Origin of the sequence: Rhizobium sp. YS-1r (genome assembly GCF_000757525.1) — a bacterium.
Classification (GTDB): Bacteria; Pseudomonadota; Alphaproteobacteria; order Rhizobiales; family Rhizobiaceae; genus Neorhizobium; species Neorhizobium petrolearium.
The window spans coordinates 1-13,972 of sequence record NZ_JPYQ01000050.1 but is presented as its reverse complement, the minus strand read 5'-3'; the positions used below and the strand labels follow the sequence as shown (position 1 = coordinate 13,972).

Sequence of the window (13,972 nt, the reverse complement as noted above, 5' to 3'; positions counted from 1 at the left end):
GCCGGCGGATGCCATCGATTATCACCCGCCGGAATGCGAAGGCCTATTCGACTGTTACGCCGGAAAGGCGACTGGTGCCGAAGATCGCCGGCGCATAGCCTTTGACGGTCTTGGCGACGGCGGTGATCGTGTCGGCGCCGCCGAGGATGACGGCGGGCACTTCCGCGTGAAATTCCTCCTGAGCCTTTTTGTAGAGCTCGATGCGCTTGGCCCGATCGGTCACCGTGCCGGCCTCGTTCATCAGGCCAATGAATTCCTTGTCGCACCAGGCACCGATATTGGACGGGCTCGGCTTGCCGGAGGAATCGCACGTGAAGTAGTTGTTGGGGATCTGGCTCGGGTCCGGGAAATCGTAGATGCCGCCGAACATGCCAACCTCGGCCTCGCCGTTGCGGGCGCGGGTAATGTACTCGCCCCATTCGTATGAGACGACCTCGGCCTTGACGCCGATCTTGGCCCAGTCGGCCTGGATCATCTCGGCTGCGCGGCGGCCGTTCGGCATATAGGGACGCGAGACCGGGACGGCCCAGAGCTGGGTGGAGAACCCGTCGGGGAAACCGGCCTCCGTGAGCAGCTTCTTGGCGAGGTCCGGATCGTAACTATAGGCGCCGACATCCTTGTCGTGGCCCCAGAGCGACGGGGGAATGATCGCGCCGGTGACGGTGCCCATGCCGTCATAGACAAGGTCGACGAGTGGCTTCATGTTGATCGCATGCGCCAGAGCCTCACGGACGCGCCTGTCCTTGAACTTGTCCTGCCTGAAGTTGAAGGTGATGAAGCCGGTGGAGGCGACTGGCGTCTGGACGAGATTGAGATTAGGGCTTTTCCCGATCATCTCGCGGTCGGCGAGGTTCGGATAGAGTGCGATCTGGCACTCACCGGCCATGGCGCGCTGCAGGCGGACGGATGCATCGGCGCCGATCGCCATGACCACGCCGTCGACCATCGGCGTGCGCGCCGGATTGTTGATCGCCGCCCCCCAGGTGTCTTTGAAAGGCACCAGACGGACGACGGCATCCTGCTGGTAGACCTGGAGCTGAAATGGCCCGGTGCCGATCGGTTCGCGGTCTATGAGTTCCTGTGTGCCGGCCTTGGAAAGCATGGCGGCATATTCGGCGGAGGTGATTGCCAGCGACTGGTGCGCCATGATGCCGATGAAGGGAGCAAGCGGGCTCTTCAGAGTGAAGGCAACGGTGTAATCGTCGATCTTCTTTACCGATTCCAGCGCGTCGGCGAGCTTGGTGTTGAAGGTGATGAAGTTTCCGCCGTTGACCTTGGCATAGGGATGGTCGGGCTTCATCATCCGCTCGAAGGTGAACATCACGTCGTCGGCGTTGAACTCACGGGTAGGCGTGAACTTGTCGTCCGACTGCCACTTCACGCCCTGGCGCAGCTTGAACGTATAGGTGCGGGCATCGTCGGAGATGCTCCAGCTCTCGGCCAGCGCCGGCTCGATATCCGACGATCCGGCTTTCACGGAAACCAGGCCGTCATAGATCTGGCCGAGCACGTAGGAGGTCGTGCCGTTGCTGGTGAGTTGCGGATTGAAGACTTCAGGCGAGCCTTCGATGCAGACCGAGAGCATCGCGGCATTGGCCGGTGCGGCGGCCGTCAGGACCAGGATGGATAGGCCGAGGATTTTCTTCATATGTCGTCGTTCCCTTCTTCTTTCAGCCGCTTGCCGCGGCCTTGGCGTGATCAAGCTCCGGCCGGCCTCGAAGAAGCCGTCCGCCGGACCGGACCGGTCTGCAGAATGATTGTTTTGCGGAGTTCGGACGTCCCCTCACTCGTTCGAGTTTCGCCCGTTCACACCTTCACTTGCATGTTAAAGCGCTTCGGCAATATGATTGTCAAATAGCTTGTTCTCCCTTCATTATAACCAAAACTCATGTCGGAAAATTTGGCATGAGGGGATCCCGCCGGCCATGAACATCAGACAGCTTGAAGCCTTCCACACCACGATCGAAACCGGATCGGTGACCCTTGCCGGTGAAAGGCTCGGTATTTCCCAGCCGGCCGTCAGCAAGCTGCTGCGCAGCCTGACCGAGGCTTGCGGTTTCCAGCTTTTCACACGCAGCGGCGGGCGCCTGGTGCCGACGCTGGAGGCGCGCATGCTGGCAGTAGAGGTGGAGCGGATGTTCTCCGGCGCCAAGCGAATAGCCCGGCTTGCGGAAGCCGTACGCAATCGAGAATGGGGCGAGGTGACGATCGCGGCGCCCCCGGCGCTTGCCACCCTCTACCTCTCCAACGCGCTTTCGCCTTTCCTTGCCGAACAGCCTGACATCCATTTCACGTTGCAGAGCAAGACGTCGCCGCGGATCGGCGAACTGGTGGCGGCCGGGCAGATCGATATCGGTCTGAGTGTCCTGCCCTTCGATCACCCGAATGTCAGCGCCGAAGTGATCATGCGCTTCAGCATGGTTTGCATCCTTCCCGCCGGACATCCGCTCACCGGAAAACAGGTGATCGAGATCGACGATCTTCGCAATGAGGCCTTCATCTCGCTCTTCCGCGACGACTGCTCGCTGATGACGATCGACCGGGCCTTTCAGCTCAAGGGCGTTCAAAAACGCAACCGCATCGAGGTGCCGCTGTCGGAAACTGCTTGCAGCTTCGTTGCCAACGGCGTCGGCGTATCGATCGTGCCGCCCTTCGTCGGGCTGGACTATCCAGAAGATCGCCTTGTCCGGCGGACACTGCTGCCGGAAACCTTCATGGATGTCTGGCTCTTGACGCCAAACGGGCGCCCGCTGTCGCTCGCCTCGCAGAAACTGGTGGACTTCATTCGTGCGGCTGTCGCGCCGTTCGACCAACGGGATGATATGCACCGAGGCTCACAATGAGGTATGCATGCGACGTTGGTTGCGGGATTTTCGCGGTCGTGTGGGATAGCATTATATGATGGAGATCGACGAGGACAAAATCGACGACGCGGTGCTGGCGCTGTTGTGGCTGACGCTTCATAACGAGCGTCGCGCCTGGAAGGGTTTTGACTGGGCGACGACGGATCGCCTGCACCAGAAAGGGCTGATCGGCGATCCGATGAACAAGTCAAAGTCGCTGGTGCTGACGGACGAGGGTCTGCGTCGGTCGGAAGAGCTGTTTCAGAAGCTGTTTACGCGGCAGCCGGTACTGCCGCCGTCTTGATCGCTCCCACGGTAACAGGTCGTGCAGGCGGGAGGCGGACAAATCGGCGATGCGAGCCAGCACGTCCGCAAGCCAGGCCTTCGGGTCGATGTCGCTGAGGCCGGCCGTGGTGATCAGTGTCAGCATGATGGCAGCCCGGTCGGCGCCGCGATCGGAACCAGCGAGGCTCCAGTTTTTTCGTCCGCAGTCCACGCCGTGCAGGGGCTCTTTCCGCCGTAGCGAGGCGGCACCGGGTTGGCTGGTGACAAGGCACGATCGCGGAGCTGCGGTGTGTTTTCTGAATAGCTGTATTCTAACAGAGGCACTCGTAGAGCGCATTTGACCTGACGCTTTTGGCTGTCGCGTATAAGGTCACGGGCCGAACGTGCCCTCCCACGCCGCCGAAAGCCTTTGCGCAGCCGGCGGTTCGATTCATCAAGGTATCAGCAGCCAAAGCTGATGCTTGCCCGTGCCATGCCTTCGGAGCATGTTAAATAACAGATGCATTACAGGACTATCATGGATGGAACGTCCTCGTCTGCTTCCGGAAAGATCTTTTCCAGCCTATGCTTACTTGCCCGGGCGGCAGCCACATCCGGTGCGGGATCCTGCGGGACATAGCTACCAGATCCAGCCGGTGCAAGTTATCCCATCGCTCGGGTCGGACGAGTTCGTGTGGGGCGAGGATCTCTTCAATCATGGCTACTACTGGGAAGCGCATGAGGCATGGGAGGGGCTTTGGCATCTTGCCGACAAAGGAAGCACGCTGCGCGCTTTGCTAAAGGGCCTTATCCTGCTTTCTGCCGCCGGGGTGAAGGTCCGCGAAGGCAAACGGGCCGCAGCGAGACGTCATGCCGGGCGCGCAGCCGGGCTGCTTCGACAGTTGCCAGATCAAGCGTTTTCGGGTGAATTGGGCGTGTCGCCCGCACTGCTTGCCGATCTTGCCGAAGTCACCGCCGACGCCGCAACGCTTCCTCGAACTGCGGAAAACGGCAAACCTGAACCGGTGTTTGCGTTTTTCCTCGGGCGTGCATGAAAAATCCCTTCGACGGTGCCTCAGCCTTTAATCTGATTTAGATGGGTTAAATATCAGTCTTTAGCCTGATTTCGGCTTGACGAACGTGGAGTTCGGATGCGCCACATATCTTTATAGTGGAAGATCCAGCTGCGGTGACATTTGCTCTGCGCCTTGCTCCAATGAAGACAATGTGACGCCGAGCAGCCGGATTCCCTTGCGGGCCGGAAAGACCGGCTGCAGCAAGAAGGCAACGATCTCCTCCAGCTCAAAAATCGAGGTTAACGGAACCGGTACGGTCTTGCTGCGGGTGATCTGCTGAAAGTCCGAATATTTCACCTTCAGGGTTACGGTCTTGGCGCCGATCGAGTTCACCTCGCAATAGCTCCAGACCTTGTCGATCAGCGGCTGGATTCCTTCGCGCGCCGGCTCAAAGGCATGAACGTCTTCAACAAAGGTGTCCTCGGCGCCGACCGACTTTCGGACGCGATCCGGCTTGACCTGACGATTGTCGATGCCCCTGGCGATGCCATAGAAGTAGGGGCCGGACTTGCCGAAGTGGTTGATGAGGAAATCAAGTTCCTTGCCAAACAGATCAGCACCCGTCTCGATGCCGAGACGGTGCATCTTCTCGGCCGTGGCTGGACCGACGCCATGAAACTTCTTGACGGGTAAGCCCTGCACAAAGGCTGGACCATTCTTCGGCGTGATGACCGCCTGGCCGTTCGGCTTGTTGAGATCGCTCGCCATCTTCGCCAGGAACTTGTTGTAGCTGATGCCCGCCGAGGCATTCAGGCCTGTCGCCGCCTTAATCTTCGCCCGGATTTCCGTGGCGATCTCGGTTGCGATCTCCATTCCCTTGAGGTTTTCGGTGACGTCGAGATAGGCTTCATCCAGTGAGAGCGGCTCGATCATTGGGGTGTATTCAGCGAAGATTTCCCGGATCTGCATCGAGACGGCGCGATAGATGTCGAAGCGCGGTCGGACGAAGATCAGCTCGGGGCATTTGCGCTTGGCTGTCACCGACGGCATGGCCGAATGGACGCCGAACTTGCGGGCTTCGTAGCTCGCCGCGGCCACGACGCCGCGGGCAGCCGAGCCCCCGACGGCGACCGGCTTGCCTCGAAGCTCCGGATTGTCGCGTTGCTCGACCGAGGCATAAAACGCGTCCATGTCGATATGGAGAATCTTACGTGGCCGGTTGGCGTGCTCGTTCTGGTCCATGGGGCTCAGTCTTCGTCACAGGAGGATATCCTCTCCATCAGACATGGGAAATAGGTGGCGCATTGGTCGCCTTCCGCTGTGTTCATCCTCTCGCAGCCCACCGTCATGCGCCGCCTAAGTTCCGCGAAGCTGAAACCCGCTCCGAAGGCCTTTACCAGCCGCGTCCGCTCGTGTCCGCCGCGACGCCGGCACAGCCGGCAATCGAGTTCGATGACCGGCTCTCGCAGATCCACCCTTGAGCTTCAATGGCGTGACGCCCACTGGGCGATCGAAGCGCGGCGCGATGAGCCCCTCCCACTGTTCCTGGCCGCGGCAGAGCGCGAGGCGCGGGCCATCGCCGAGCAACAGGAGGTCAAGCTTCGGCAGATGACGGAAGGGCACAACGTGGTGGACGATTACAGCCACATCAGCCTGACGCTTCGGCACCATCCGTTGAGCTTCCTGCGCCACGATCTCGCCCGGAAGAGGATCGCCACATGCAGCGACGCGATGAGGCGCGAAACGGCCAGTGGTTGACGGCGGCCGGCCTGGTTCTGGTGCGGCAGATGCCGGGCTCTGTCAAGGGGTTCGTCTTCGTGACGAGCGAGGGCGAGACTGGCGTCGCCAATGTCGTGGTCTGGCTAAAACTCTTCGAGAAGTCGCGCCGCGTTCTTCTCAGCTCCAGCATGCTGGGGATCCACGGCAGGATCCATAGGGAAGGGGAGGTGGTGCCCGCGTGGCCCAGCAACTGTTCGATCTGTCGGCGGACCTATCGAGCTTGGCTGCTCGTGATGGCACCTTCCGCCCGCCGACCGGCCGCGGCGACGAATTCGTCCATGGGGCGCCAGCGACGCCCGATCCCTGCGGAAAGCCACCAGCGCCGGTCAGGTCGAAGGACATCTTCGAGCCAGATCGTCATATCGACACGCTGAAGATAAAGAGCCGGAATTTTCAGTGACGGAAGCGGCGCTTCCAGCTCGATCAAACCACGCCGACGTTTTCGGCCTTCGATTTTCCGGTCTTGCGGTCCTGGCCGAGATCATAGCTTACCTTTTGTCCCTCTCTCAAAGAGCCACCTCGTTGTAGAGCGGAGACATGTACGAAGACATCAGCCCCGCCATTGTCTGGAGTGATGAAACCAAAGCCCTTGTCTTCGTTGAAAAATTTAACAGTTCCCGTCGGCATGAAAGCTCCTGATCGCTTGGCGGCAGCTTGCCGCGCGGCGACCTTATCGCCCATTCGATAAGCCATCAATAGCCTGTCGATTTCGCGGCCGATCGATTATTGAGCTGAGCTGGAGCGGAAGAGGATCCATCACTTGTACGAAGCGCGCGTCCAAGCGCAACGCCCGGTATGGACGCGACGTCGGGCACGAGCAACGCCTTCGCCATCAAGACAATGTTTCCCACCAACAAAAAAGGCCGGGGCGAAACCGCACCGACCTTCCTCATCATCGCTTACCCACCAGTGCCAGTACATCCGTGGTCAAAAGTCTCGAAGCGATGGCGGCGATTGCGAGCGGCGAATTCATCAGCGCTCATCAGCAATGCCGATGACGGTTATATAGGCAGTCATTGTGTTCAAAACAAGTTTGCCGGCGATCAAGCCCTCCATGCGGCCAAGTTGAATGGCCGGGACAGGGGGCGCGTAGCGTAGAGCGCACATCAGCGCGGCCAGAAGCTGTCGGAAAGGAACACAGAGATCAAAACCTGCGAGGTCATGCTGGCGACCGCCTGTCGTATCTGCAACCGGCCTTGGCGATGTGCTTCATCGACGTGCTCTGCATTTTCCTCTTCGTCCTCATCCTCATTTGCGTCCTCCCCCGCTCCCCAGACCTCCCTCCAGTAGCTCTCCTGTGCTGCTGCGAGCTCGGGATCAAATTCCGGATAGGGCCGAACATGGTCAGGAAGTTCCACCTCAAGTAATAACGCTCCCGCGAAGAAGGAGAACATGAGCCAATCCGCTTCCAATGCCGTCCTGTCCGACCTGCGCGACCGCATCGCGCATCTGGAGAGCGGGTCCGCCCACAGACAAGCCGCTCTGCCGTTCGGGGTGCCGATCTCATCGTCCATCGCGTCGACAGCACGACCCAGGCGCTTCGAGCCGGGACGGCGAGTTCCAGCATCTCACCTTCGATTTTCAGGTCGGGCATCTCATCGAACGCTTTTTCCGAGGAGCGGACCTCATCCCTGCCACTGCAGCAAGGTCACCACTGTTCCAGGCTCGCACAGGGGCATCATGCACTGCCACCAACGCCCGGTGTAACGAGGGATGGGACAGGCCCGCAAGCAAGCCGAGTCCGGTCGCCCCGCCGTCAATCGCCGACCTCAGGATAAGCAGAACGATGACTTCGCAAAGCCGGTTGAGGGCAGCCCCGGCTGCGCTCGCTTTGTCCCGGGTGACGCAGCCCTCGGAGTGATCGTTGATCAGCCCCATCGCCTGCATGAACGCAAAAACGGTTGTGAGGCCGACGAACGACCATCCACGTTTCTTGAGGTCTTTTGACATGGCGATGGACGGCGAGACAGACGCCGTCTGTGATCTCGCCAGCTCGCTCGCCGTCGGTCCGAAGCGCTACCCCCGGAATTCCTGGACTATGCGCCTCATGCCTCTGGGCTCCACCGCCACGACGACGACGACGGTTATTCGTCGAGGCGGGGCGAAATCGAACTTTTCCGTGAATGCTTCGAGCGGTTCGGGAGCTTTCTCGCAAAACCCAGCAGTGGCTCGAACGTGCTTAACGTATAACCATCCTGTCCGGTGACCCTCATGGTCCTGCCCTCGCATTCGCGCAAACGATGCGCATAGCTGTGGCTGGTTTCCCTCTGCTCAACATCATCGCGAATGCTGCCATGGTGATACCAGATCGTGGCGTCGTAACGCGCGGTGCCTTGGCCTATGCGTCGGATTCCCCCAGTGATCAACTCCACTTCCGAAGTTCTGCCATCAGCCTTGGCGCTCTTCGGCCTGACCTGCTTCTGGTCTTCCTTGTGGAGGGCATGGAGGGCGGCGACGCAGGCACCGTGAGACTTGAATTCCTCGGTGGTCGGGGGCATTGGCAACTGGCCGCTGGCATGCGCTATCGTCGACAGGCATAGAGCCGCAACACAGAACGCGGCTATTCCCGTTTGAAATTCAGGATTTGGCATCGTGTCCTCTTAAGGAGCTTCACAAGCATCTGAACCGGGTTTCCCTTTCGAACGCCAAATCGCCCAAATCTGCCTGTTTGGCCATCTCGCGAAACATCGTTCGGCAACTGAGCGCGAACCGCCGGAGGTCCCAGGCGGCGGTCTGCGCGATCATCCTGCCGAAGAGACGCTGCGCCGGTTCGTTTCCCCTTCTTCTGGAGGGTATCGTGCCACCTCGGGCACCACGATAGATATCCCGATGTTGCCTGCGAGGACCATTAGTACAGATGACCTACTGTGTTACAGCACGGCCCTGTGTTAGGGAGAATGGGGCTCAGTGTTGCACCCAACCGATGGATTTTCGCCTCCGGAGAAGCGGTTGCCCAAGGAACGCATCCTTCTTGCTGACGACCATCCGGTTTTCCGCGACGGCCTACGACGGCTTATTCAGCGCACCATACCGGACGCGGAACTCGCCGAGGCCAACAGTTTTGGCGAACTTCTCGCGCTGGCCCGTACCGGACCGACACCGAGCATCCTCGTAGTCGACCTCATTTTTGCGGGAAGGAGCATCGAAGGGGCTCTGTCCGGATTGAGACAGGAATTCGTCCGTTCCTCAATCATCGTGATTTCCATGATTGACGAGCGGGCTGCTGTCGAACGGGTCATGGCACGGGGCGTCAACGGTTTCATCAGCAAAAGTCTGCCGCCCCGCGAGATCATTGCGGCTCTTGCAGCTGTCCGCGACGGTGATCTGGTCCTCCGGCTTGATGCCTCGGGCGCGTCGATTCCCGAAGCCGATGATGAGAGGTCAACGCTGACGCGGCGCCAGCTCGAGGTCCTTCGCATGCTCTGCGAAGGAAAGACCAACAAGGAGATCGCAGCGGCTCTCCGCCTCTCGCCGTTCACGGTCAGGATTCACGTCTCCGCACTGCTGAGATCGCTGGGGGTCTCCTCCAGGACCGCGGCGGCTGCCAAGGCGGTGGCCGATGGGCTGTGCCCATGACGTTTTCTTGCGACGGCAATGAGATAGACGCATGGGCCGCCCTAACTTCTGCAATATAACAGGCTTATCGTGCAACGAGTTCCCTGCGCTGCAACACCTGAGCTGTCAGAACCGATCGCAACTCGGCCGGCCGGACCGGCTTCGACAGGATCGGAATAGTGGGATCATCCAAATCCGCGCGCACGCGCGCTTCATCATGCCCGGTCATGATGATCGCCAGAACATCCCGCCCGGTCTGCTCCCGCACGGCTGCGATGCAATCGGTTCCCGTCTGCCTCTGGCCTAGATCGAAATCGGTGATCAGAATGTCGCATTCCGTACCTTCGGCTGGCGGTGCTGTTTCGGCTTGCACGAGGCAGCCCCATTTCTCCAGCAGCATTGCCGTCGCAAGCAGCACGTCTTCGTCGTCTTCGATCAGCAGAATACGGAGCCCCTCAATAACAGATGGCAATTTGGGAGCCGCGGACGTAGCCCGTGCGGCCGGCGCAGGCACGATCTGCAGCCCCTCGATAATCATCGCCGTTCCTTTACCTTTCACGGAACGCATTGAGATCGACAAGCCCATCAATTGACCGAGGCGGCGCACGATTGGCAACCCGAGCCCGACGCCTTCGACATCTTTATCCCCGCGTTCGCGAATCTGGTAGAACTCCTCAAAGACCCGGGGCAGGTGCTCTTCGGCTATGCCGTCGCCGCGGTCGTAGATCTCGATGGCGAGCTTGCCGCCACGCCGGCGGCATCCCACCAGAACTGGCCGGCCAGAGGCGTATTTCAGGGCGTTCGTGACGATGTTCTGGATCATTGTCGTCAACAAGGCTTCATCCACCCGCACGTAACATTTGCTAGGGACAGCGCGCAATGTAACCTTCGCCCACTGCGCCGACTGGGCGTTCTGCTGGCCAATGTTCTCGATAATCGCTGCGATCGGGATCGCGTCGATCCGCGGGGTCACCTTGCCGCTGTCGAGTGTCGAAATGTCGAGCAGCGAACGGAAGAGATGCGAAAGGCCTTGCAGGGAACGATCGATGTTCTCGACCATCTGCTGTTCCTCGCGGCCAAGACCGGCGTCGCGCAGACAGGCCGTAAAAAGGCTGATGGCATGGATGGGTTGCCGCAGATCATGGCTTGCCTGCGCAAGGAAGCGCGACTTCGCAAGGTTCGCCTCATGAGCAAGAGTGTAGGCTTTCTGCAGGCGCTTGATCAAAACCAGGACATATCCCGGCACCAGGATTGCTGTGACGACCAAAGTGAGCACCAGATAGGGGTTTGTCTGCCAGTACTCATTGAGAAGCGTCGTCACCCCAATTGCAGCAAGGGCAGCGGCAGTCGCAGCAGCAAGGTAGGAGGAGCCGAACCGCAGGCCGTATCCCACGGTCACCCACAACAATGTCGCATAAACCGGAAGGGTGGCGGCGTCTCCCGCGGACATTGCGAATGTCATCGCGACATAGTCGCCCGTCATCGCCGCGATGCGCCGCCAGAGATAGTTTCCCGGATGCTTGATGATGTCGTAAAGCAGGAGCCACCCCAACGGGAAATAGAGTGTGGCGTATATGGCAAACACCGTAACAAGCGTGCCCGTGCTGTTCGTCAGGATGAGCGCAGGAATTGCGTAGAGGGAAAAAAGTGGAACGAGGACGATCCGCACGATCGCCTGTCCGCGCTCGGCGTCATAATGCTCCCCATCCTTTTGCCCAAGCAATAAGCTAATATGCGCGCGAAGCGATGCTCGTGGCGCCTTGCTGGATCCCGTGCTGGTCGAAATCATCAATGTGTCCCTTCGGTGGAGGACGTGGCCAATATCGTGCCTTCTTGAGCGGCTCAATTTAACCGCCGGTCGGCATGGGACTGCGCGGACCTCGCAAATCATTTCAGCGATCTTTCAATGACCGTCAGGGCACTAAAGTTATGAATCTGTCCGACATTTGGGAAGGTCGCAGGAACTCGTATTTCTTGGCGCGTCCGCTGTTAGTACAGATGACCTACTGGGCATAGTGCTGGTTTCCCGATAATCAATGCCGGCGGCCAGACGCAGGAATTTGCCGCTTCTCAATGGGCCGATTTGGATGATCTCTATCTGCCTAATATCACGCTGAATCGACAAAAGGATTTCAGATGTCTCTTTGCCATTCGGTTGTAAAGCTCATGCGATTGATAGCCACCGCCGCTGTTTTTGCATACTCTTCATCGTTTGCCGCCGCTCAATCCGTCCCGGCGTCAGACAAGCTTGGCGTTCCCGGGCCCATCGTATTTGAGGGCATCGAATACAGACTGGCGTGGACCTCGCAACCGTCTGCGGGGTATGTCAAACAGGAATATCTTCCTGCCGGTGAGCGTTTGGATTCTTACGCCAGCATGATCATTCTGGAACGTGCTGGCGGTACGGACGTCGAAAGCGCCGTTGCTGGTCAGTTGGAGATGCTGGCCAAGCGCAAGGGGAGCGATCCTCTGCTCAGGGTGGACCTGCAGGAACCATCCGAGAACGGGCAGGTTCTTCTCGATTTCATGCTGAGCGACAGCAGCACGAGTACGCTGATCGTTGAGTGGAATGCCTACCGCTATTTCCCGGTCTCGATGAGCGATGGAACCCGCGGGGTGGCACTGTTTGCGATCAGCCGCCGCGGCTACGGCAAGGCCGCCCGTGATTTCTTCACCGATCTCACGAACACGCGCATGGATACAATTCAAGCGCTTCGTGTCTATGACTTACGCGCGCTCTCGGGAACCCAGGCGGCCCAAGGCGGTAAGCAGGTCGATCCATCGGCTTCGAATGCAAGCCCTGGCGCATTTGCGACGGTGTTGAAACCGGGGATGAGTTACGCTGAGTTTCGCGCCGCTGCCCTTAACGCAGGTTGGACACCGCACGTCGAGCCTGAGTGCCGCGCGAATGTCTATGGTCGCAACGGCGGCCCAGATGATGGCACGAACATCTGCACACAACTCCCCGAGCTTGAGGCCTGCTCCGGGGATGGTCATTGCAGCATGGTTTTCGAGGACGGCGGTAGCGGCAAGCGAATGGGGGTAACGACCTACGGCGACTATCTGAAATGGAATGTTCCAGGCGAAGAGTCTGAGTTGGCCGTCATTGATTGGAACTACAAATAGCGACATGAAGTCCAGTGGCAGGTCTGGTTGCATTATCCGATCTACCGCTCCCTCAGTTGACCATCGGCGGAGCTTGATGATCGGCGCAAGTCGTTATCGGCCAGTCGGTCAGGGCAAAGAGCGGGACGATCTTTTACGAGCGAGCGATTTCCACCTGTGAAGGCGCGGCGGCGTATTTCCGCGTCGAATACGATAGGGCTGATTGGAAAGCTTTCGATCCAATCATCGGCAGGCTCGTGAAATAGGTCATGAAACTGCCGCACCGGACGTTGTTGGCGGCACGTCGAGCCTGAGTGCTGCGCAAATGTCTATGGTCGTGACGGCGGCCCAGATGGAGGCACGAACATCTGCACGCAACTCCCCGCGCTTGAGGCTTGCTTCGGAAATCGGCGCGCTGCAACGGGAAGATAGTCAATCAACAATAGACCTTGAGCAAGGGAAAAATGACGGAACAAAAGACATTGGCGACGAAACCCCATCCTGCAATCGCATTCTTGGCAGCTCTGTTTTTTGTCGCCTGCGCCCTCTTCGTCTCATGGATCGCCGTGACGAATGAAAAAGCGTTGGTTCTGAACGGTCTTCTCCACCTTTCCCCGGACGAAGCCACGGGACTTTACTGGGGCCTTGCGGCTGCATCGATTGGATTGGCGATATCTGGCTTCCGTCGATTTTACAGACTGCTCACCGGCCGATAGCTGGAACTCATCGGCGGCGGCAATAAAGTGACCAGAGGTTCTTATGATTCGAGTGTGACTGGAGCAATCACTTAGCGGGAAGGCCGTTGATACGGCCTTTGCGCCCTATGCGGTTGATTGATACGATTCGGCGCGCTTCTGATCGGGTAGCATGGAGGTAACCCTTACTTCCCGATGCCGAACTCGATGCCCGCGATAGTCTGGCAGAGACCTGACTGAAAATCATCACGATTGAGGACGGCGTGCTTTTCCCGGACTGAAACGGGTTCGATAATATTTCCAGGTTGGACATTTCAACCATCGGACATGGACCACCCGGCGCCGGATTGCTCGTATGGCGTCTGTTCGACCTTATTGAGCAGAAGGGGCGTAAGGCGGATATGGGTTATTGCACCGCACCCGAAACCAGATGATTTTAGGCTGCCTTACTCGTTGACCAAGAGGTGCGCTCCGCGATGAACTCCGCGAACGGTTTGATGTTCATGTGGACGCTCGCCTGTTCAAGGCCAGCCAAATAAGTCGACCGATCCTTATACGTATTTGATGTCGTGCGCCCTCGCGTTTTAAATGGAAAGGCGCTTGGCTGACCTTTCGCGTGGAGCCAGGCAGCCTGCAGGTGACTGCCGCTCGGCGTCATCAGCCTAGTGTGACGTCTCAGAGATTATGACGGGTTGTTCTATGCCCAGAATTGGCA

The 13,972-nt window shown here is 59.0% G+C and carries 12 protein-coding genes and 3 pseudogenes; 7 read left to right on the top strand and 8 right to left on the bottom strand.

Annotation, left to right across the window (positions count from 1 at the left end):
- Positions 1 to 43: 43 nt before the first annotated feature.
- The gene (locus JL39_RS22565) at positions 44 to 1,648 is read right to left on the bottom strand and encodes an ABC transporter substrate-binding protein (RefSeq protein ID WP_037156207.1); all 1,605 of its coding nucleotides are present in this window, start codon (positions 1,646 to 1,648) and stop codon (positions 44 to 46) included.
- A gap of 277 nt (positions 1,649 to 1,925) precedes the next feature.
- Here JL39_RS22565 and JL39_RS22560 point away from each other — a divergent pair, with 277 nt between their 5' ends.
- Both JL39_RS22560 and JL39_RS22555 read left to right on the top strand, forming a co-directional pair.
- The gene (locus tag JL39_RS22560; RefSeq protein WP_037156205.1) at positions 1,926 to 2,843 is read left to right on the top strand and encodes a LysR substrate-binding domain-containing protein; all 918 of its coding nucleotides are present in this window, start codon (positions 1,926 to 1,928) and stop codon (positions 2,841 to 2,843) included.
- Between the two features lie 58 nt (positions 2,844 to 2,901).
- Entirely contained in the window at positions 2,902 to 3,147 is a 246-nt protein-coding gene (locus tag JL39_RS22555) for a DUF6429 family protein (protein WP_037156256.1), read from the top strand.
- On the opposite strand, the pseudogene JL39_RS31245 reads toward JL39_RS22555, so the two are convergent.
- A pseudogene (locus tag JL39_RS31245) lies at positions 3,052 to 3,342 on the bottom strand (transposase domain-containing protein); the annotation flags it as partial. The gene JL39_RS22555 and the pseudogene JL39_RS31245 sit on opposite strands and share 96 nt — an antisense overlap.
- Positions 3,343 to 3,799: 457 nt before the next feature.
- Between JL39_RS31245 and JL39_RS22550 the strand changes: the two are divergent.
- Positions 3,800 to 4,162: a DUF309 domain-containing protein gene (locus tag JL39_RS22550; protein WP_244446948.1), complete on the top strand. Its 363-nt coding sequence runs from the start codon at positions 3,800 to 3,802 to the stop codon at positions 4,160 to 4,162.
- 111 nt (positions 4,163 to 4,273) lie between these two features.
- Here JL39_RS22550 and dinB read toward each other — a convergent pair whose 3' ends face one another.
- Entirely contained in the window at positions 4,274 to 5,365 is a 1,092-nt protein-coding gene (gene dinB / locus JL39_RS22545; RefSeq protein WP_037156201.1) for a DNA polymerase IV, read from the bottom strand.
- Between the two features lie 231 nt (positions 5,366 to 5,596).
- Between dinB and dnaE2 the strand changes: the two are divergent.
- A pseudogene (gene dnaE2, locus JL39_RS31235) lies at positions 5,597 to 6,302 on the top strand (error-prone DNA polymerase); the annotation flags it as partial.
- A gap of 23 nt (positions 6,303 to 6,325) precedes the next feature.
- Here dnaE2 and JL39_RS22530 read toward each other — a convergent pair.
- From JL39_RS22530 to JL39_RS22515, 4 genes and pseudogenes are all read right to left on the bottom strand, one after another.
- Entirely contained in the window at positions 6,326 to 6,529 is a 204-nt protein-coding gene (locus tag JL39_RS22530) for a cold-shock protein (protein ID WP_037156255.1), read from the bottom strand.
- Between the two features lie 479 nt (positions 6,530 to 7,008).
- A complete protein-coding gene (locus tag JL39_RS22525) occupies positions 7,009 to 7,296 on the bottom strand; it encodes a hypothetical protein (RefSeq protein WP_152601236.1) in 288 nt (95 codons plus the stop codon).
- A gap of 424 nt (positions 7,297 to 7,720) precedes the next feature.
- Positions 7,721 to 7,918: pseudogene (locus tag JL39_RS31750) on the bottom strand (DNA-3-methyladenine glycosylase I); the annotation flags it as partial.
- A gap of 68 nt (positions 7,919 to 7,986) precedes the next feature.
- On the bottom strand, positions 7,987 to 8,493 hold the full coding sequence (locus tag JL39_RS22515) for a hypothetical protein (protein ID WP_037156190.1): 507 nt from the start codon (positions 8,491 to 8,493) through the stop codon (positions 7,987 to 7,989).
- Positions 8,494 to 8,851: 358 nt separating this feature from the next.
- Here JL39_RS22515 and JL39_RS22510 point away from each other — a divergent pair, with 358 nt between their 5' ends.
- The gene (locus tag JL39_RS22510) at positions 8,852 to 9,478 is read left to right on the top strand and encodes a response regulator transcription factor (protein ID WP_037156189.1); all 627 of its coding nucleotides are present in this window, start codon (positions 8,852 to 8,854) and stop codon (positions 9,476 to 9,478) included.
- Positions 9,479 to 9,542: 64 nt separating this feature from the next.
- Here JL39_RS22510 and JL39_RS22505 read toward each other — a convergent pair whose 3' ends face one another.
- On the bottom strand, positions 9,543 to 11,246 hold the full coding sequence (locus JL39_RS22505) for a hybrid sensor histidine kinase/response regulator (RefSeq protein ID WP_152601235.1): 1,704 nt from the start codon (positions 11,244 to 11,246) through the stop codon (positions 9,543 to 9,545).
- Positions 11,247 to 11,593: 347 nt separating this feature from the next.
- On the opposite strand from JL39_RS22505, the gene JL39_RS30615 reads away from it, so the two are divergent.
- Entirely contained in the window at positions 11,594 to 12,583 is a 990-nt protein-coding gene (locus JL39_RS30615; RefSeq protein WP_052183055.1) for a hypothetical protein, read from the top strand.
- Positions 12,584 to 12,785: 202 nt separating this feature from the next.
- Entirely contained in the window at positions 12,786 to 13,139 is a 354-nt protein-coding gene (locus tag JL39_RS31745; protein WP_152601234.1) for a hypothetical protein, read from the top strand.
- Positions 13,140 to 13,972 lie beyond the last annotated feature (833 nt).